Origin of the sequence: Flavobacterium sp. MAHUQ-57, assembly GCF_051908335.1 — a bacterium.
Taxonomy (GTDB): domain Bacteria; phylum Bacteroidota; class Bacteroidia; order Flavobacteriales; family Flavobacteriaceae; genus Flavobacterium.
In genome coordinates this window covers 1196690-1217639 of sequence record NZ_JBPZTE010000007.1, presented here as the reverse complement: position 1 = coordinate 1217639, position 20950 = coordinate 1196690, and the positions used below count along the sequence as shown (strand labels likewise).

General features: G+C 38.3%; 5 protein-coding genes. All 5 read right to left on the bottom strand.

Annotation, left to right across the window (positions count from 1 at the left end; all coding sequences use genetic code 11):
• Positions 1-9: 9 nt before the first annotated feature.
• A complete protein-coding gene (locus ACS8MM_RS13500) occupies positions 10-2049 on the bottom strand; it encodes a LysM peptidoglycan-binding domain-containing protein (RefSeq protein WP_379717803.1) in 2040 nt (679 codons plus the stop codon).
• A gap of 106 nt (positions 2050-2155) precedes the next feature.
• On the bottom strand, positions 2156-3343 hold the full coding sequence (locus ACS8MM_RS13495; RefSeq protein ID WP_379717801.1) for a phosphoglycerate kinase: 1188 nt from the start codon (positions 3341-3343) through the stop codon (positions 2156-2158).
• A 23-nt stretch (positions 3344-3366) separates the two neighbouring features.
• Entirely contained in the window at positions 3367-4359 is a 993-nt protein-coding gene (locus ACS8MM_RS13490) for a PorP/SprF family type IX secretion system membrane protein (RefSeq protein ID WP_379717799.1), read from the bottom strand.
• A 14-nt stretch (positions 4360-4373) separates the two neighbouring features.
• A complete protein-coding gene (locus tag ACS8MM_RS13485) occupies positions 4374-17669 on the bottom strand; it encodes a T9SS type B sorting domain-containing protein (protein WP_379717797.1) in 13296 nt (4431 codons plus the stop codon).
• 107 nt (positions 17670-17776) lie between these two features.
• Positions 17777-20950 carry a PorP/SprF family type IX secretion system membrane protein gene (locus ACS8MM_RS13480; protein WP_379717795.1) on the bottom strand — a complete coding sequence of 1058 codons (3174 nt, stop codon included), beginning with the start codon at positions 20948-20950 and terminating at the stop codon, positions 17777-17779.

Sequence of the window (20950 nt, the reverse complement as noted above, 5' to 3'; positions counted from 1 at the left end):
CCCTTTTTTTTAGATTTTTAACTTCATGCCAGGTTGAAGATCATTATCCTGTATGTTATTTTTCTTTTTAATTTCTGCAACGGTTGTGTTGTGCTTTTGAGAAATCTTAAACAAAGAATCTCCTTTTTGTACAACATACAATACTTGCTCTTCGTATTTACCAACTTTCTTCTTAGTAGTTTCAGCAATAGCGTTTTGTTCTTTATTAATTTTCAGCTCATCACCCACATTGATATTGGTAGTAGTCAAATTGTTCCATTTCAAAACATCATCAACCGTAACTTTATAGGTTTTAGCGATAAGAAAAATACTTTCTCCTTTTTTTACTGTGTGAGTTATATCTGCAGCAGCAATGGACTCTTCTTTAACATCTGTAAAAACTTCAGTTGATGCTTTTAACTTCAACTTCTCACCCACTTTAATATTTCCGTCTTTCAGATTGTTAAATTTCTTCAAATCGGCTACATACATGCGGTGCTTTTTTGCGATAGTTACCAAAGTTTCACCTTCGGCAACAACGTGTTCAGGAACGATATTCGATTCAGCATCCGAAATCTTCGGCAATTTCTTATCTGCCGGTTTTTCAACTGTCGCGATTCCATCAGATTTGATTGGCAAGTCCGCTTTTTTAACTTTTTCGGCTACTACATCTTGATCGTCTACTTTTATTTTAAGTTTTCTACCTGCCTGCAATGAACTCGATTTGATATTGTTCCAATCTTTTACTTCTCTGATAGTAACACCATACTTATTAGCAATTGAAGCTAAATTATCTCCTCTTTTAACAGTATGGATTTTTGTTCTACTGAAAGATTTGGCCTTCTGGTTTGATGCTGCAATAGCTTCTTCTGAAGATGCACCTGTTACCAAAGTATCGCGAATAATTTTTGACTTCACTTTAGGAGTAGGTACAAAACGCTTTTCGCGTTTGCTTTCTTCATAATCAACATACGCATACAATTTGCTTTCATTCGATGCAAATACAGCGATTTTTTTCTTTGGTAATGTTACAAAATTAGTTTTTCCAGTTACATAAGGAATCACTTTCATTTTGTAAGATGGATTCAAAAACTCGATGTCTGAAGTGGGAATATCCAACAAATCAGACAATTGTTTGAAAGAAATTTTTCGTTTCACAGCAATAGTATCCACTTCCAAATGGTTTGCTACTGGCTTTTGTGGAACGATTCCGTGCTCTTTATGGTATTCGAAAATATACATTGTTGCTAGGAAAGCAGGAACATAACCTTGTGTTTCTCTAGGCAATTTATTTTTAATATTCCAGAAGTTTTGGTGACCACCCGATCTACGAATGGCTTTTGAAACGTTTCCAGCACCCGAATTGTACGAAGCCAAAACCAATTCCCAATCACCAAATATTTTGTACATCCCAGCCATATAACGTGCAGCTGCATCTGAAGCTTTATACGCATCGCTTCTTTCATCAACATATGAATCGATTTTCAGACCATATTGTTTACCTGTTTCATACATAAATTGCCAAAGACCTGTAGCACCGACGCGTGAAACCGCTTTTGAATTTAGAGCCGATTCAACAATTGCAAGATATTTGATTTCCAAAGGGACATCATATCGCGCCATAGCCTCTTCAAACATAGGGAAATAATATTGTGATAAACCCATCAAACGCTCGTACGAACGCTTACGGTTTTTAAGAAAACTCTTTACTAAATTTTCCAATTGAGGATTATAATCGATGTTAAAAGGTGATTTCTCATCCAATAAACGCAATCTTTCTTTGAATACATCAGTCGGTAATTCAAAATCTACTGGAGTATTTAAATCCAGTGTTTTAATATCAGTTAATAGTCCATCAAAAATTTCTTGTGTTGAGGTTAGTTCCTTGATATATTGATTTTCGATACAATCTGTAGTAGCATCTACCACGAATGTTTTCTTAATCGAATCCAAATAGGAAATCTTTATAACTGGCTTAACAATAGAATCTTTCTGAATTGTTTCTTGTGAAAATGCACTATAAACTGGCAATAGAAATAGCAGCGTTAGGGCAAAACCTTTTTTAATCATAAGCTTATTTATTGTAAGTGATTATGAATCAATTAATTGTGTTACGTTTGCAAACATAAGAAGTTAAAACGTAAAAAATCGATAAAAAGTGTTAAAAATCGGATAATTAACACATTATCGCGGAAATTCCAGGTAAATTCTTACCTTCTAGCATTTCCAACATGGCACCTCCACCGGTTGAAACATAACTCATTTTTGCTTCAAAACCGAACTGTTTTACCGCAGCTACACTATCGCCACCTCCTACAAGAGAAAATGCGCCTTTTGACGTAGCCTCAGCGATAAAATTACCCAATTCAATTGTTCCGTTAGCAAAAGAATCCATTTCAAAAACACCCAATGGGCCGTTCCAAAGAATAGTTTGAGATTCAAGGATAACCTCTTTAATAGCAGTTAAAGATTTTGGGCCTGCATCCAGACCCTGCCATCCATCAGGAATGGCATTTACGTCAACGATTTGAGTTTGAGCATCGTTGGCAAAAGCGTTAGCAGCAACAACATCAACAGGAAGAAGAATTTTTACATTTTTCTCTTTGGCTTTTGACAAAATATCCAATGCCAATTCTAATTTATCATCTTCACAAATGGAGTTTCCAATTTTACCGCCTAAAGCCTTAATAAAAGTGAACGTCATTCCACCACCGATAATCATGTTATCGATTTTATCCAAGATGTTTTCGATAACTGTAATTTTGGAAGAAACTTTACTTCCACCTAAAACTGCGGTAACCGGCTTAACGCTATTATTAAGTACTTTATTTAAACTTTCAATCTCTTTAGCCAACAAAGTACCAAAACATTTATTATCGTTGAAAAATTGCGCTATAATTGTTGTTGAAGCGTGTGCTCTATGCGCCGTACCAAAAGCATCGTTCACATAAATGTCTCCCAAAGAAGCCAATTGCTTTGCGAAATCTACATCTCCAGCTTCTTCTTCTTTGTAAAAACGGAGGTTTTCCAACAAAAGGATTTCACCAGGTTTTAAATTCTGTGCAGCATTTTGAGCAATATGCCCGATACAATCTGAAGCAAAAGTAACAGGTCTGCCGAAAATCTCGGCAGTTCTGTCAACTATATGTCGTAATGAAAATTCATCCTGAACCCCTTTAGGACGGCCTAAATGCGAAATTAAAATTACGCTTCCACCATCGGCTAGAATTTTGTCTATGGTTGGTTTTGCAGCATCGATACGAGTAGTATCGGTTACTTCAAAGTTTTCATTAAGCGGAACATTAAAATCTACACGAATAATGGCTTTTTTGTCTCTAAAGTTGAAGTCTGATAAAGTTTTCATTTTGGCATTTAAATTTATTTGAATTAATCTTCTGCAACAGCAGTTTGAGTACATGGACAGTTACTAATTCCTTGGAAGAAATCCCATCCTAAAGTTAACATATGAGTACCTGATGAATAAGCTTGAATTTCACCAGTGAAAATCTGGTAAGAATACCCTACATAGAAGCCTCCTTTTTTCAAACCTAGCATTGGACCAATAGATAACGGTTTTAATGGTTGATCATTCAACATACGGTAGGTAACACCTCCCCAAAAATAACCGGTACGTTGATAATCCAACCAACGCGCTTTTAAGTTGATATCCGTAGAAGAACGTCCGTCACTTTCAAACAATTGAAAATAAGCCGAAGGTTCAAACTCCATTTTACTGCTGCGATTTCCTCTGAATGTATATCCAGTGTAAATTTGATAATTTCTTAAAAGATTCGGTTCATTAAGACTTGTTGCAAACTTCTTGATGTCTTTGTTAACTAAGTTACTTGCATTGAAAGCTGCAAAGAAACCACCTCTTCGGTAAAGAATACTGGCATCAAAGTTCGTATTCGAAGTATAACGGTCATTGGTTACACTTGGATCAACAGTCGTGAAATTCGGGTCAATTCTAAAGTTGTTCAAATTTACCGACATACCAAACGAAAGGTATTGTTTCGTTGGATAATCCAAAATGATATGGTGAGCAAACGAGATTTTACCTCCCGTTTGCTGCGTATTACCATTCTTATCGTTATATAAGTTAAGTCCAACTCCAGATTGATCAAATATCCTAAAATCAGCATATAATGCTTGATTGGCTGGAGCATCATCAATTCCTACCCATTGGAAGAAACCGTTCAATCGCAATCTAAAATTATCACCAATACCTGCATAAGTAGGAGAAATCACATAGGGATTATCAGCTAAATATTGTGTAGCTGCAGGTAAGTTTAACTCTTGAGCATAACCATTAGAAAAAGAAGCGATCAAAACTGCTAAAAAGAGTCTTTTCATGTTGCCTGTTATATTATTAAAATTCATAGCTCTGAGTTAAATTATCTATACAATGTGAAATGTCCAACAAATTCGTCGTCATCATTACCATTAATTTTGATTACATACCAGTAATCTCCAGATGGTAATTCTTTTCCTTCATATTTACCATCCCAAGACTGACCTTGTTTCAATTCAGCAACCTGACGTCCGTAACGGTCGTAGATGCGTGTTTTCAAATTCGGATAAATATCGGCACATCCTGGTTCCCATGTATCGTTGTTTCCGTTACCGTCAGGTGTAAATACATCTGGAATACAGATAGGAACAAATGTTACTGGAATATTCGCCGTAGCATTACAGCCTGAACTATCGGTTACTTCAACAGTTACAGTGCCTGACTCACGGTAAACGAATACATTCTCAGATCCTGACTGACCAACATTGCCATTCAGATAGAAAACATACGTGTAATTTCCAGATCCACCAACCGCTGTCGCTGTTACAGTATTTAAAGCAGTTTGTGCTAAAGTAACCTGTAACGGAAGTACTGGAGTAATAGTAAATTGTGGAGTGTCTTTCTGACAAGCATTTGGTCCAGTAACCGTAATGGTAAAGTTTCCACCTGCAAGCAATGTAGCTCCATAAACCGGATTAGTCGACTCAAATACTGGGCTTGATTGTGCAGGGAAAGCACCCAAAGCGAAAGTATATCCAGGACCGAATGTATTATTAGTGGTTAATGTATTCAATACAGTCACTTTAACACCTGGAGTGTTATTGTAACATTCTTCCTCAACAAGTGCAACAGCATCAAAACTATCACCACTTCCGATGATTTGATCGAAGTTAGTAGCACATCCGTTGGCATCGTTTACGTAAATCACATAGATACCACCATTCAAATTCGCAAACTGATACGTTGAAGTACCTAAAGGTAAATTCACAGTTGAACCAATCACCGGTGTAGAAGAACCAGGATACAACACTTCATAATGTAATGAATAAGGACCTGTACCACCTGTTATTGCAACATCAATACTTCCTAAGTCTTGTTCAGAACATTCTTCGTCCATGAAACCAGTAGCACTAGCATTTAATGGTGCCAATGGCTGACCAACAGTCACTATCGATTGAACACTACAACCGAAATCTTGATCGATAACATTCACTACATAAGTTACCCCACCGTATAAACCAGTTATTACATATGGTTGTGCAGGATTTGTTACTGTAAATGTTTCCACAGGATCTGTTGTTCCTTGAGGACGAATATTGAATTGAACTGTTCCTCTATATCCAGAGAATGTCATCGTAATCGTTCCATTTGGTTCACCGAAACATTTAGCATCACTAGGTGTAAATACAACAGCGAATGGCTGAGTTGGTTCAGTAATTGTTATATTTCTAGTAACCGGAGTACAGTTCCCACTAATTACGCTCACCACATAGTTACCAGCAGTTAAGTTAAGGAAATCACCGTTCGTTTGAGGACCAACAGTTCCGCTAGGACCAGTCAATGTATATTGGTAACCACCAATTCCACCACTTGCTAAAACGTGAATGTTTGCATCATTATCACCAAAACAGTTGATTACAGTATCAGTATTTGCTGATATACTCAATGTTAATGGCTCTAATTGATCAATTTTCACTTCATTAGTTACAAAACTGATACATCCGTTAGCATCTTGAACATAATAACTGTGAGTACCTACAGGAACGTTAGTCAACGTAATTGATGGGTTGAATGAACCAGTAAATGGACCAGTAGCCGAAGTACTGTAGCTGTAAGGTGCAACACCTCCAGAAGCAGTAATTGTTAACGAAGCTGAGCTATCAGCACATTGCTGTGAATTTGCAACCATAGCAACTGTAGCTTGTACTTGTGTTCTTGGTAAAATGGTTACCGGGATAGGATTAGAAGCACAGTTGTAACCATCGTTGATGATAACTTCATATGTTCCAGCACCTAAATTACTGAATACATTTGATGATTGTGGTCCAGATGATGAAACCACAGGAGTCAATGTATTCAATGTATACGTATAATTAGATCCTTGACCACCTGTTACACCAGTTACAGTGATCGTCATATTTTGATCTCCAAAACAATTTACAGTTTGAGTTGCAATTGCATTTGCTGTAATTTGAGTTGGTCTCACTAATGTGATTGTAACATTATCTGTACAACCATTAGCGTCAGTTACAGTTATTGTATATGTACCTGCCGGCATGCCTGAGAACACATTGTTTGTTTGTGTAGCACCCGCTGGTAAAGTATTAATTGTATAAATATAGTTAGTGTCCCAACCACCTATAGCTGTTGCTACAATTACACCTTGATTATTATCACAAGTTACGTTAGCCGTTTCTTGTGCCGTGATATCAAGTGGTAAAGATGGTGTTGCCACTGTTACACTATTTGACGTTGCAGAACAGAATGGAGTAGCTGACTCAGTTACTAGTACAGTATAACTTCCACCAGTCAATCCAGTAATTGTCAATGGATTTGCTGAAGTATTTCCTGTACCGCTCAACACAGCTGTGTTAGTGCTGTCTAAAACTTGATAGCTGTATGCACCTGTATAACCAGTAACATTGATAGAAATTGAACCGTTAGTTCCTCCAAAACAAGTTACAGGACTAACTGCAGTAGCATCAACTACAATCGTATTAAATGGAGTGATTCCATAAACTGGTAAGTCTAAATAACATCCCGTTACAGCATCTGTAACTCTTAAGTAATATGAACCTGGAGCTGTAATAGTGAAAACATTATCGTTAGGAGCAATACCTTGAGTAATATTTGCAGCGCTAGCAGGTAAATAAGAATAAGTATAACTTCCAGAACCTCCTGACGCAGTAACAGTAACTGTTTCTGGTCTTGTACAGTCGATTGTTACAGTCGAAGTTGTAGCAGTCAATGGTACAATTGGGTTAACTGTAGCCGTACTTGTTTCGATACATGCATTGAAATCTTTAACATAAACAGTGAAGTTTTGAACCGAACCGTTATCTGCGATTTGGAATACATTCGATGCTGTATAGTTAGTTCCATCAATACTGTAAGTGTATGGTGTTGTACCTCCACTCGCGGTTACAGTAATGGTAGCCACATTTGTAGTATTGTTCATTGCACAAGTAAATGGCGCAACTACCACACTATCAATAACTAAATCTGTTGGTTGATTTACAGTAATAGTTTGAGTAGCAGAACATCCTCTTCCAGAATTCACCTGAACTGTATATAAACCAGTAACTAAGTCTGTAAATACATTTGACGTTTGTGGAACAGCTGGTATTGGAGCACCAGGTCCCGCAATAATCTGATAAGTATAAACAGGATTATCATTACTAGCGTCTAAAGCAACAGTTATTGTACCGTTGTTACCACCAAAACAACTAACCGGAGTACTTGCTAAAGTAAAGGTTACCGGAGTTGGAGCACCTAAAGTGAATGTTGTAGTAGCAGTACAAGATGTTGTTGTATCTGTTACAGTAACAGTATAAGTACCCGCAGCTAATCCTGTAATAGTATTTCCAGCAATGATACCAACAACTGGAGTGATTGAGTACGAATAATTTCCTGATCCTCCATTTGCATTGATTGTAATGCTACCATCATTGTTCGCACAACTTGGTAATGCAGTAATCGAAGTTGTAACTCCAAGAGCTGGGTAAATCAAAATAGTATCTGTTGCTGTACAACCGTTTGCATCTCTAACAGTCACAGTATATGGTGTTGCAGAAGCTACCACGGTAAATGTTGGACTGCTTTGGAAAGCACCTCCAATACTGTAAGTCAATGGAGCTACACCAGTACCAACAACAGTGAAAGTATAACTTGCACCAGTTGACGTACATTGGTCAGCCGCGAAATTTGGTGCAGTTACTGTTGGCGAAGGATCTGTTGTGATTGTTACATCCAACATTGCTCTACAACCATTCGCGTCTTGTACCCAAACATCCCATTGCGTATTCGTTAATGGATTTAATGATGCGCTATTTGCAGCAGCAAAATCAGCTGGAGTTGGAGCAACACCATTTTGCATGAATGCATAGGTGTAACCCGGAGTTCCACCTGTACCAATAACGGTAACTTGTGCATTAGCGTTACAATTCGCGTTAATATTAGAAACTAATTGAATACCAACTGCTGTACCCGGTGTTGTTACATTGATTACACCAGTAGTATCTTGACAGAATGGCGTCGCAGTTTCTGTAATTTGAACCGTATAATTTCCTGCAGGTAAACCTGTTGGAATAGTAAATGGATTCGTAGCTGTATTACCAGCACCTCCTGCTACAGGAGTACCAACAGCATCGAAAACTGTATAGTTATAAGCACCTGAGTAACCCGTCACATTAATTGAAATAGCACCATTAGTACCACCTAAACATGACACTCCATTTACAAGTGTTCCAGTTACATCAAGTGTATTGAAAGGGCTTACTGTATAAGTAGCTTGAATAGTACATCCCGTTGTAACGTCATTGACTTGGATTGTATATGTACCAGGAGCTGGCAAGTTGAAAATATTCGAAGCTTGCGGAGTTCCAGATGGTAATAATTGATACGTGAATGTACCAGAACCTCCAACAACTGTAACATTTACTACCTCAGGGTTAGTACATGTAATCGCTGTTACTTGGTTAATTGTAGCAGATACTAATCTTGGTAAACGATTAACGGTAATAGTATTAGTTGCAATACATCCATTGTTATCTTTAACATAAACAGTAAATGTTTGATTTACGTTCGTGTTGACAACTTGGAAAGTATTACCTGTAAAATAGTTAGTACCATCAATACTGTAAGTGTATGGAGTTGTTCCACCACCACCTACTACAGTTATTGTTGCTGTATTTTCAGAATTATCAGGAGCACAAGTAAACGCAGTCGCCGAAGCAGATGCAGTTACCGCTGTAGGTTCATTCACCACAACATTTTGTTGTAATGAACATCCTCTTCCTGAGTTAACCTGAACTGTATAGGTTCCTACTGGTAATCCTGTGAAAACATTAGATGTTTGAGGACCAATAGCAGGTGAAATAATTTGATAGGTATAAACTGGGTTGTCATTACCCGGATTTAATGTCACTGTAATAGTACCGTCACTTCCACCATTACAACTAACATCTGTAGAAGTAGCTGAGAATGATACCGGAGTTGGAGCTCCTAAAGTAACTGGAATATTAAACGTACATGATGTTGTAGTATCAGTAATTGTTACAGTGTAATTTCCTGCAGGTAATCCCGAAATAGTTGCAGGATTTGTACCAGTGATTGATCCAGCAACAGGAGTAATTGAATAACTATAATTACCCGAACCACCATTTGGCGTGATTACAATAACACCATCGTTATTTGCACAAGTTGGTAATGCGCTGATTACACTTGCACCAGATAAAGGAGTTAAAATGTTTATAGTAACAGTTTCACCACAACCATTTGAGTCCTGAACAATAACAGTGTGAGAACCAGACGACAATCCATTAATCATATAAGGGAAAGTAACCGTTTGGAAAGCACCGCCATCAAGACTTAAAGAATATGGAGCAACACCTACTGTGTTCAAAGTAACGTTTAGTGAGAAGTTACCTTCAGCCGCACAAGCGTTGATTAAAGTAACATCGATATTTGGCGTAGCATCAAGATTCACAGTAACTGTCGTGCTTACTGTACATCCATAAGCATCTCTTACATATACTGTGTAAGTACCTGATTCTACATTAAATGTATTAGGGGTATTGAAAGTAACACCATCTAAACTGTAAGTATAAGGAGCTGTACCACCTTGTCCTGATGCAGTAATTACACCAGCATCTGGATTACAATTGTCGTTTTTAATAGCACTAGCCACAATAGTTAACGGAGTTAACGATTCAACAACATTGAATACAGGCGTTGAAACTGAACATCCGTTATTCGGGCCACTAGTCTCAGTTAGTAATACAAAGTAAGATCCTGGTGCTAATGGACCTATATTATTAATTGTAAATGCACCTCCAGGTAAACCTACAACGTTTGTAGGACCTACAACAGGAGCTAATGTTACAGAATTGTAAACTGTCCATGATACTGAAGTACCACTGTAATTGTTAATTGTTACACTCACATTTGCGTCAGCACTTCCTCTACAAGTAACATTATTGACAACTAAAGTTGAAGTGGTCATGTTGGAATTTGAAGCTGTAGAAGTATCCGCTTGCGCATAATAGTAACAGTTGCTCGATTGATCCCAAACTACAAATGAATACGTAACACCTGTTAATAAACCTGTGAAAGTAGATGTTCCGGAACCAAGTGGCGATTCTGGTTGCCAACCTGCACCTGCTGGTGGCAATGTAGAAGTTGGATACAATGAGAAATAGTATGGACCACCAGCTCCGAAAGTTGAAACTGCATTCACTACAACTGATGCACCAGACAAACAGTCACCTGGTGGTAAAACTGTAGTAGTAATATCTAAACCTGATACAGGTGATGCAATCGCAATGTTGCTATTTGTAATCTGACATCCATTGGCATCTGTAACGGTAACATCATAGAAACCGAAATCTAAGTTGGTGAAACAATGGTTAATACCCGCTGTTGCAGCATTGAATGTTTGAGGTGGATTACCGTTTGAAAGATCTGTTAAAGTATATACATAAGGTGCTACACCTCCAGATACACCTTGAACGCAAATCTGACCTAATACTGTACCACCAGCCGTACACTGAATCGGTACAGTAGTTATCGTATAGTTAATTTGAGGGTTTTGAGTAATCGTAACTGAACCAGAAACTGTACACATTTTGGTGTCTCGAACTACATAGGTATAAGTACCAGCTGCTAAGTTAGAGTAAGTGAAGTTAGACGTAAATCCACCTCCGTTGAAATTGATTTGGTATGGACCTATTCCACCACCAGGTGTGAATGTTACCGAACCAGTAGCATCTCCGAAACATAATACATTTACTTGAGTAGTAGAAACTGTTACCGGTAGCAAAGGTGGTATAGTAATTACACCAGATTGTACCACACAACCTCTACTGTCAGTAACTCTTATCACATATGTTCCAGGATTTGCTGTAGATACTGTATATGTAATGTTTGATCCTGCTACTGCAACTGGAGCACTGAATGCACCAGCATTGTAACTCACTTGATAGGTATAACCTGGATAACCACCTGTAATGTTTGCAGTAATCACCGCGTTTGGTGAAGCAGTACAGTCGAAATCTTTAGTCAATACTGTATTAAGAGTTAACTGAGGATTAATTGTTTGTGTAAATGGTACAGCATTAATACAGCCAAAAGAATCTCTTACTGCAATGGTATATGTACCTGGTGTCAAGTTAGAGAAAGTATGACTGTTAACCGGAGTATTACTCGGATTGAATGCGCCTCCATTAATACTGAAAGAATATGGTGCCACACCTCCTGAACCAACTACTACAAGTGATGCTCCGTTAGTTGTATCATAACAAAAATCTGAAGTAGCACTTAAAGCAATATTCGGTTGTACAGGAGCTGTTAATGTAAATGGTCTAGTAATAGAACAACCATTTGCATCAACAATTGTAATATTATATGAACCCGCAGGAATATTGGTAAAGGTATTACCGGCCTGAGTACCTGCAATAGGAGAAATTGCATAAGTATAACTTCCCCAACCACCTGAAGCATTAACTGTTACAGTTCCATTTATAGCACACGTAACCGGAGTCGTTGTTAAAGTAGCTGTTAACGGAGAAGCAGGACCACTTATCGTTACAGTAGTACTAGCGGTACATCCGGTTGTTGGATTGACAACATTAATAGTATATGTATTTGCAGTTAAATTATTAACTGTAACTGATGATGTACCAATATTGGTTCCTGAATCACCAGGGAAACCATTTGGAGTTATTGTATAGTTGTAAGTTGGACTGAATCCAGAAACCGTGAATCGAATAGATCCTGTTGCACTTCCTGCACATTGAATATTACTATTCACTACAGCACTAACAGTTAAAGCAGGTAGTGGGCTAATTGTAAATGACTCTTGATAGTTACAATTTCTACTATCAGTCACTAAGAAAGTATAAGTGCCAGGCGCTAAATTGTTAAATACATTTGATGCTTGAGGAGCAACAACTGTTGGTGCAATAATTTGATAAGTTAACGGAGCAGATCCACCAGTAACGGTCAAAGTAACATTTGAAGTATTACCTGAAGTACATGTAACTGCAGTAGCAGAGAATGTAATGTCTGTTGGTGGAGTCAATGGGGAAACAATAACTGAAGTAGTTGCTGTACATCCATTAGTATCTCTCACTGTAATGGTATAAGTCCCAGCGCTTGTAACTGTGAAAGTGTTTCCTGCTTGGAAAGTGGTACCATTTATGCTATAAGAAAGAGTTCCCGTACCTCCAGAAGCAGTTACAGTTATAATACCATTTGAACTACATGTATATGGAGTAGTCAATGCAGCTGAAACAGTAATTGCTGTTGGCTGTGTGATAGTTACTGAACCATTAAATGTACATTGTTTCGCATCACGTACAATATAGTTATAGGTGCCCGCAGCCAAACCGCTATAAGTAGTTGTTGCTGTAAAAGCGCTTCCGTTGAAACTGATTACGTAGGGAGCTGTACCAGATGAAGGTGTAATAGTAACACTTCCGTTAGAAAGACCATTACAAGTAACATTTGTAGCAACATGAGTTGCAGTTGGTAAAGTAAGTGCTGGGATTGTGATAACTCCCGATTGTGCAATACAACCTCTTGTATCTGTCACTTGGAATTGGTAGGTGCCTGGATTAGCCACAGGAACTGTATAGGTAAAAGGGTTTCCAACTGGAGCAGGAGTAATAGCGGTATAACCAGTATTATTAATGTTCACTTGGAATGTATAACCAGGATATCCATTTGCAGCGGTTACTGAAATAGTTCCGTTAGGTGAAGCCGAACAGTCGAAGTCTTTCGTTAAAGAGGCATTGATTGTCAGCTGTGGATTGATAGTTTGTGTAAACGCAGCAGCATTAGTACATCCATAAGCGTCTCTTACAACGATAGTATAGGTACCTGGAGTAAGATTAGCATAAGTATGGCTGTTAGCAGGTGAACTTGTATTACCAGCTACAAAAGCGCCACCATTGATGCTAAATTCATACGGAGCAACGCCACCTGAAGCGGTAACAATTAATGTTGCTCCATTGGTAGTGTCATAACAGAAATCTGAAGTCGCATTCAATGTCAATGTTGGTCTTACTGGTGTAGTAAACGTAACCGTATCTACATCTTGACAACCATTCGCATCTGTAGTTGTTATTGTATAAGTACCTGCCGGAACATTTGTGAACACATTTCCTGATTGGCTTCCTGCTACTGGTGAAATCGTGTAGGTATAAGCTCCCCAACCTCCTGTAGCGTTTACAGTGATTGAACCATTAGATGAACAAGTCACCGGAGTCGTCACTAAATTGGCTACCAATGCCGAAGCAGGTCCACCAATAGTTACTGTATTAGTAATTGTACATGTTTCATAAATAAGAGTTAACGTGTACGTTCCTGCAGGATAATTGTTCAACGGAATTGTTAAAGTTGTTGAACCACTATTCGGAGTAGTACCACTTCCTGAAGTTCCTGGTGAAGGAGTGATTGTATAAGAATAGTCTGCTCTATTTGGTAAACCTGTGATTGTAAATGAAGCGTTACCAGTACTTGTACCGAAACATCTCACATCATTAATCAATTGTGGAGTGATAACAGGTGGAGCAACAGATTCAAGAATAAATACTTCTTGGTATTTACATCCGTTTCTATCCGTTACTTCGAAAGTATATGCTCCTGGTGATAATCCTGAGAAATTACCATCCGCTTGAACTGTACTTGTAATAGGTGCAATAATTTGGAAACGCAAAGGAGGTTGTCCTCCAAAACCTGGAACTACGTCTACATTTAATTGACCCGTTACATTTTCACAACTTACTTTCACTTGATCTTTTAAGTACAAATCACTTGGACCAACTGGAGTTACCGCAGTAACAGTTGTTGTTCTAGTACAGTTATTGATATCTCGAACTGTAACAGTATAGGTTCCTCCCACAGTAATATTAAACACATTACTAGATTGGAAGTTAATTCCATCGATGCTATATTGTAAAGCACCTGTACCACCTGAAGCTGTAACAGTAATAACTCCTGGAGCCACACATGTAATTTGTGGATCTAGTACTGCAGCAATAGTTAGTGGACTTGGATTAGTTATTGTAATAGTTTGTGGAGTAGTTGTACATACTGCAGTTCCTGTAGTATATTGAACTACCGCAGTATATGTACCAGCAGCTAATCCTGTAAATACATTTGAGTTAGACCAAGTGGTACCATTATTGATACTGTACTGAAGTGCATTGCCATTAGCATTAGTAACATTGAAAGTAATGGTTCCGTTGTTTGCACCATTACATAAAATATTGGTTGAGGCTACTGTATAAACAGGAGGCTGTACTTGATTTACCACAATTGTCGTAACTGCCTGACAGTTGTTAGCATCTACAACTGTGGTTGTATAGGTACCCGGAGTGTTTACCGTTATCACATTGGAAGTTTGGAAAGCTCCAGCTGGTGGTGTAGTATTTACATAATATGCATATGGAGGTGTGCCTCCAGTAGCGGTAATAGTAACTTCACCTGGATTACAAGACAATGGTCTTGTTAAAGCAGATGTTGCCACTAATTGAGCAGGATTATTGATAGTGAATGTTGCGTTTTGAGTACATCCATTATCTGTTCTAACTACCCAAGTATAGGTTTGACCCGGTGTTAAATTCGGGAAAGTATAAGTATTAGAAGCTTGAGGACCTGCACTAGCCACTAATGGACCTGCTGGACTTGCTCCAGAATGTAATTCGAAATAATATTGTGGGTTCACGTCATTAACACCTAAAGTAATGCTTCCTCTGTCACCAAAACATAGTGGTTGGGTAACATTAGCAGTAACTGTAAAGTTTCGTAAACGAACTTGAACATTTGGCACAGAGAATAAACATCCGTTAGTAAATCCTGTTTGTCTAATGAATACAGTATAATTACCCGCCGTCATTATATTACAGAAAACATTACTTGTTTGCCATACACCTGTTTGAGCACCTGCTGGTGTCGATAAACTGAATTCGTATCCAGAAGATGGCACATTGTTTACGGTGATACATCCAGGAGTTGTACATATAATATCTGTAGCTACAGCTTGTGGGTCCAACAAGTTTTTGAATACATTAAAATAGAAAACACTTTGACAGTTATTTCCAGGATATGTAATCACAATCTTATATTGTCCAGCATCTGTTACTGTAAAATTGGGTCCTGTACCAACAGTTGGCCATGTACATGCTCCTGTATTAGCACACGTTGGCGGTAAAGTGGTAGCACAAGGCTCATTCAATTTCATCCAAGTTATGGAAGTAGCATCTGCAATATTTGTCAAAATCGTTTCGGAATCTGTAGCACCACATAAATAAATATAAGGTAACTGCTCCCCATCATTCGGACAAATTACAATCTCATCGGCATAAGGCAAAACAGGATTCGTAACGCCGGCTCCGAAAGTAATTACATTAAATGTTACAGGAATATCAATACAAGGATCTGGGGCATTACACATAACCGTGTATGTTCCAGGTTGAGTTACCGTAACCACTTGGCCTCCAACCGGAGTTACCGGAGCAGGACCGCTCCATGTATAAGTGGTATATCCATTAGGTGCGGTTAACTGAACACTAGCTCCACAAAGAATTACATTTTGAGAATATACACAATCGTCTATGTTTCCAATGAAATTCGTTGGAGATGGTGTTCCCAAATTACATGCAGTGAATGATGACAAACTCGGGTCATCTGTAATTGGTGTAGTATTAATTACCCCTTGGTAACTTGCAAATGCTTGATTGATAATTCTATTTTCACAAGCATCCACTAATTCATAACAATTTTCAACAACACGAACCCTAATTCTGATAACACTTCTTGGATCGCCTACATTAACAATAGACGGATCAACATTAAAACGAATCTCTCTTGTTGTTGGATTGTAAGAAGCAACTGTTACGCCTGGTGGTAAAATCAAATCAGCAGGGTGATTGTAAATAACGTTGACCGGTAATACGTCTCGGATGATTACATTAGTCGCATCATCATTACCGATATTTTGGAAACCGATAACATAAGTTAGGTATTGTCCTAAATTAACAGCCGATCCATCTGCAACAGGATTACCTGCGCTATCTTCTACAGTTTTAGTCAATACAATTTGTGGTTCGATGATATCAACTGCAAAAGCATTGAAGAAGTAAAAAAACACGTCTTGTGTACTTCCCAAACGTATCGTTGCAGAAGTTGCATTATTTGCTAAAACTGAATTACTGGGATTAAAATTGGTAATAATTCCGGCATCATATCCCAAAGTATTATCACTCGCTGGATTTCTTGCAGCCGCTATACCATTTAAATCGGTTATCGTACTATTGAAAAAGTTATTAGTTGCTCTCGGTCTTGTTCCAGCTGTAGTGGAAATCGTTGTACCGTTTATTCTAAGGTAATCCCCTGTAATATCATAATCTCCTTCCAAACAAGAAAAAGCAAACTTTGCCCTAACCGGCCCTGCTGGGATAGTTCTAAATCCTGTGATAGGAATATCTAAAGTTGTTGCTCCACCAATACCACTAAATCCATCAAAAGTCACAATTGACTTTGAAGGTAAAAGTGGATCTTCATAAACGATAAAAATGGACCAACCAGCACTTAATCCGGTTCCTCCATTACTACCTGTACTTGACAATACATTTGCAACTGTATACGTCCCTTGTGGATTTGTTAGCCCTGTCACAAGAGAGGTGATATCGTAATAACATGCGTATGCTTTATTTTGATCCGTTCCGATAGGTGCATTCGGATCATCATGAACAATTGTTCCAGTAATATCTGTATAAGTAGAAGAACCCGGTAGTTTTAATTTAACCTGATTAATCCCTGTTCGTGTATTGCTTTGCAATATTCCTGCCCAATACAATCCAGCATATCGAATTCGATAACAGCTTGCACTTGTTGGTGGAATAACTAAATTAGCACTACTGGAACTAAAAGTAGACGCATCGGAATCGACATCAATAAAACCCATATTGATACTTCCGTTTTGTCCTGTTCCATTGTATGGGACATTCGGACCGTTACTTCCGGTACTTCTATTAATGGTATTGTTACCAATCAACAAAATATCACCTTTCAAATCCTGATCAAATCGCGGCGTGAACGGCTTCAAATTTTGTGCAAGTGCTATACTGTTGAAGAGCAACAGTATGGCAAACAGTGAGTAGATCTTTAACTTCATAGGGCTAGGGTTTTCTTTATTTAATAAAGGTATTCATTTTTAATCAGTTAACTTTTTTTTAAGAATATAAAATCGATATCCTGCATAATTGTTAACGAATTTTCTTGTTATTTTTCCACTTTTACAACTACCATTTTACCATTGTACGGTTTAGTACCTTTCGTTTCCATTGCTGTGTTGGCATCACCAATTTCTTCGAATTTTTGATAGTAAATATAGTACGAGCTTGTCGCTACATTATAGAAGAAATCTATATTGGTTTGACCTGCCTGAATTGCCTTTTTCAAGAACTCATCACGTTTTGCTGGATCTTTATGAACCGCCAATACCAGATAGAAACCAGGCTCTATATTTTCTACATTTTTAACAATCTGCATGTTTGCCTGATCTTCATCGCCATAGTTGAAATCTTCTGGTTTGAACGTTTGTCCTGTTGGTGATGTTGTTTCTTTAATTTGTTTTAACGATGCTCTATCTTTCAGATATTTATCTTGGTTGCTATCGAATTGAGCACGTTTAATTCTACGTTTTTTCTCAATCTCGATATCCGCCTTAATTTGATCCAATTGTGATAATAAAGCAGCATTTTGTCTATCTGAAACTGCCTTTTCCGCTTTCAATTTAGCCAAAGCTTCTGCATAGTTTTTATTCACTAAATCATTTTTATTCGGCACTGTTTTCAACCTTGCTGCAGCTAAAGTTTCAAATTCTTTAATAAATCTGTCCTGTTCTTGCGTACTTTGCGCAATTTCTGCTTTCAAGTTCTCGATAGCTCTGTTTGCTGCCGCTGAACTTTGGAACTCAATTTCTTTAGGTTGTGTAACGACACCTTGCTCAGACAAGTCGTTTTCCTTTCTCAAATCCAACAACTCTCTTTGTTTCGCATCAACCATAGATTTGAATTTATCCACATTTTCGTTTTGGATTTTCTTCGAATCGTCAATTACTTGAGTTAAGTTATCTATCTCTTTATCCTCTGCTGTTTTTGCAGCATCTGCTAATTCTTTTTCTTTACGTATACGTTCTTCTTCTTTCGCTTTCGCTTCCGCTGCCAATCTTTCTTGTTCAGCTTTTAAGCGTGCTGCTTCGTCTGCTTTCGCTTTCGCATCTGCAGCTTCTTTTTCTTTACGTAAACGTTCAGCCTCTGAAGCTTCTTTTGCTTTCGCTTCCGCTTCCGCTTTCAAGCGTGCTGCTTCCTCTGCTTTTGCCTTAGCATCAGCCGCTTCTTTTTCTTTGCGTAAACGTTCTGCTTCTGCTGCTTCTCTTGCTTTCGCTTCTGCTTCTGCTTTCAAGCGTGCTGCTTCGTCTGCTTTTGCCTTAGCCTCTGCAGCTAAACGAGCATCATTTTCAGCTTTTAAGCGAGCTGCTTCTTCTTTTGCTCTAGCATCTGCTTCCGCTTTCAAACGTGCTGCTTCATCCGCTTTCGCTTTCGCTTCTGCTGCTAAACGAGCATCATTTTCAGCTTTTAAACGTGCCGCTTCGTCTGCTCTTGCTTTAGCATCTGCAGCTTCTTTTTCTTTGCGTAAACGTTCTGCTTCTGCAGCTTCTCTTGCTTTAGCATCTGCTTCTGCTTTCAAGCGTGCTGCTTCGTCTGCTTTAGCCTTAGCCTCTGCAGCTAAACGAGCATCATTTTCAGCTTTTAAACGAGCTGCCTCATCGGCTTTGGCTTTGGCATCAGCCGCTTCTTTTTCTTTGCGTAAACGTTCTGCTTCTGCAGCTTCTCTTGCTTTAGCATCTGCTTCTGCTTTCAAGCGTGCTGCTTCATCTGCTTTTGCTTTCGCTTCTGCCGCTAAACGAGCATCATTTTCAGCTTTTAAGCGAGCTGCTTCGTCTGCTTTTGCTTTCGCATCTGCTGTTGCTTTTTCTCTACGTAAACGCTCGGCTTCAGCCGCTTCTTTTGCTTTTGCATCAGCTTCTGCTTTTAAACGCGCCTGAGCTGCAAGACGATCTTGTTCCGCTTTACGTGCAGCTTCCGCTTTAGCACGTGCATCAGCTTCCAATCTTGCTTTTTCAGCCGCTTCTTTTTCACGACGTAAACGTTCTGCTTCCGTAATTGCTTTATTTTTATCCGCTTCCGCTTTTGCTCTTGCATCGGCTTCTGCTTTTGCACGTGCTTCTGCCAATGCTTTTTCTTGTTCTGCTTTAATTCGAGCTGCTTCTTCAGCTTTTGCTTTGGCTTCCGCCAATTCTTTTTCACGACGTAAACGTTCGTTTTCAAGGCGTTCCTTATCTTGTTGTGCCTTAAGCGCCAATGCTGCTTCACGTTCTTTTTGAAGTTCAGCCAACGATTTTTTCTTAACTGGTGTAGCTTTTACACCTGGATTAGTTTTCTTGGTAGCTTTAACGATAGGTTTAGATTCTTCATAATCGCCATATCCTCTTAATTTATAAGCCAAAGTAACTTCATGAGACAAGCCAAAATCGGTGAAATTGCCCAATCCTTTTTCAACATTATAACCAACAAAGAATTTTTTGGCCAACACGAATCCGACACCACCAGATACACCATTAACCGAATTGTATCCGGCTTGAGCCCAAAGACCTTTGGGTGCATAAAAAGAAACCAATCCAGAAACAATCGTTTTTTCTTTGGCCATTTCACCTTTAACCAAAGTAGAAAATCTTCCGTTTTCGAAGAAGCCATTATTGTATAAATAACCGGTATACATTAAGTGAGCACTGATGCTTTTCATTGGATCATCAGTCACTAGCCCGGAATTATTAAAATTGTAGTAAAAAATATTGTTTGCCGTTAATCCTAAATCAATCATTCCTGTACTGTAATTAATACCCGGATTGACAGAAACTAATGAATTCTTGGCGATATTTTGTAAAGAAGGATCTGGTTCATTGGTAATAATCTTACCTTCATTCAGTCCGCTATTGATGTATGCTAAGTTCAAACCAAAAGTAAAATTATTGTCACGATTGATTTCAACATTACGGGCAAAGTTCCCAACTACACCAAAAGAAGTTAATACGCCTACATTTCTCTGAAACGCACCAAAAGCCAAACCATTTTGGTCTCTGAATTTACCAGAGTAACTGAAAAAATAAGAAGTAGGTGCGTCCTCAAAACTAGCCCATTGTCGTCGATTCATAAACGTAATGAAAGATTCATCCTCTCGAATAAAACTGAAAGTTGGGCTAATTAAGAATTTATTGAACATTAATGAATTTCTTCCTGTTACGTCAAAAGAAGTCACGCCATCACCCGTTTGGGCATTAACAATGCCAAACGAATTAAAAATCAATAAAACACCTAATAATCTTCTTTTCAT

Coding starts and splice junctions, on each gene's coding strand:
- ACS8MM_RS13500 (WP_379717803.1), bottom strand. CDS start 2,049: ATGATTAAAAAAGGTTTTGCCCTAACGCTGCTATTTCTATTGCCAGTT.
- ACS8MM_RS13495 (WP_379717801.1), bottom strand. CDS start 3,343: ATGAAAACTTTATCAGACTTCAACTTTAGAGACAAAAAAGCCATTATT.
- ACS8MM_RS13490 (WP_379717799.1), bottom strand. CDS start 4,359: ATGAATTTTAATAATATAACAGGCAACATGAAAAGACTCTTTTTAGCA.
- ACS8MM_RS13485 (WP_379717797.1), bottom strand. CDS start 17,669: ATGAAGTTAAAGATCTACTCACTGTTTGCCATACTGTTGCTCTTCAAC.
- ACS8MM_RS13480 (WP_379717795.1), bottom strand. CDS start 20,950: ATGAAAAGAAGATTATTAGGTGTTTTATTGATTTTTAATTCGTTTGGC.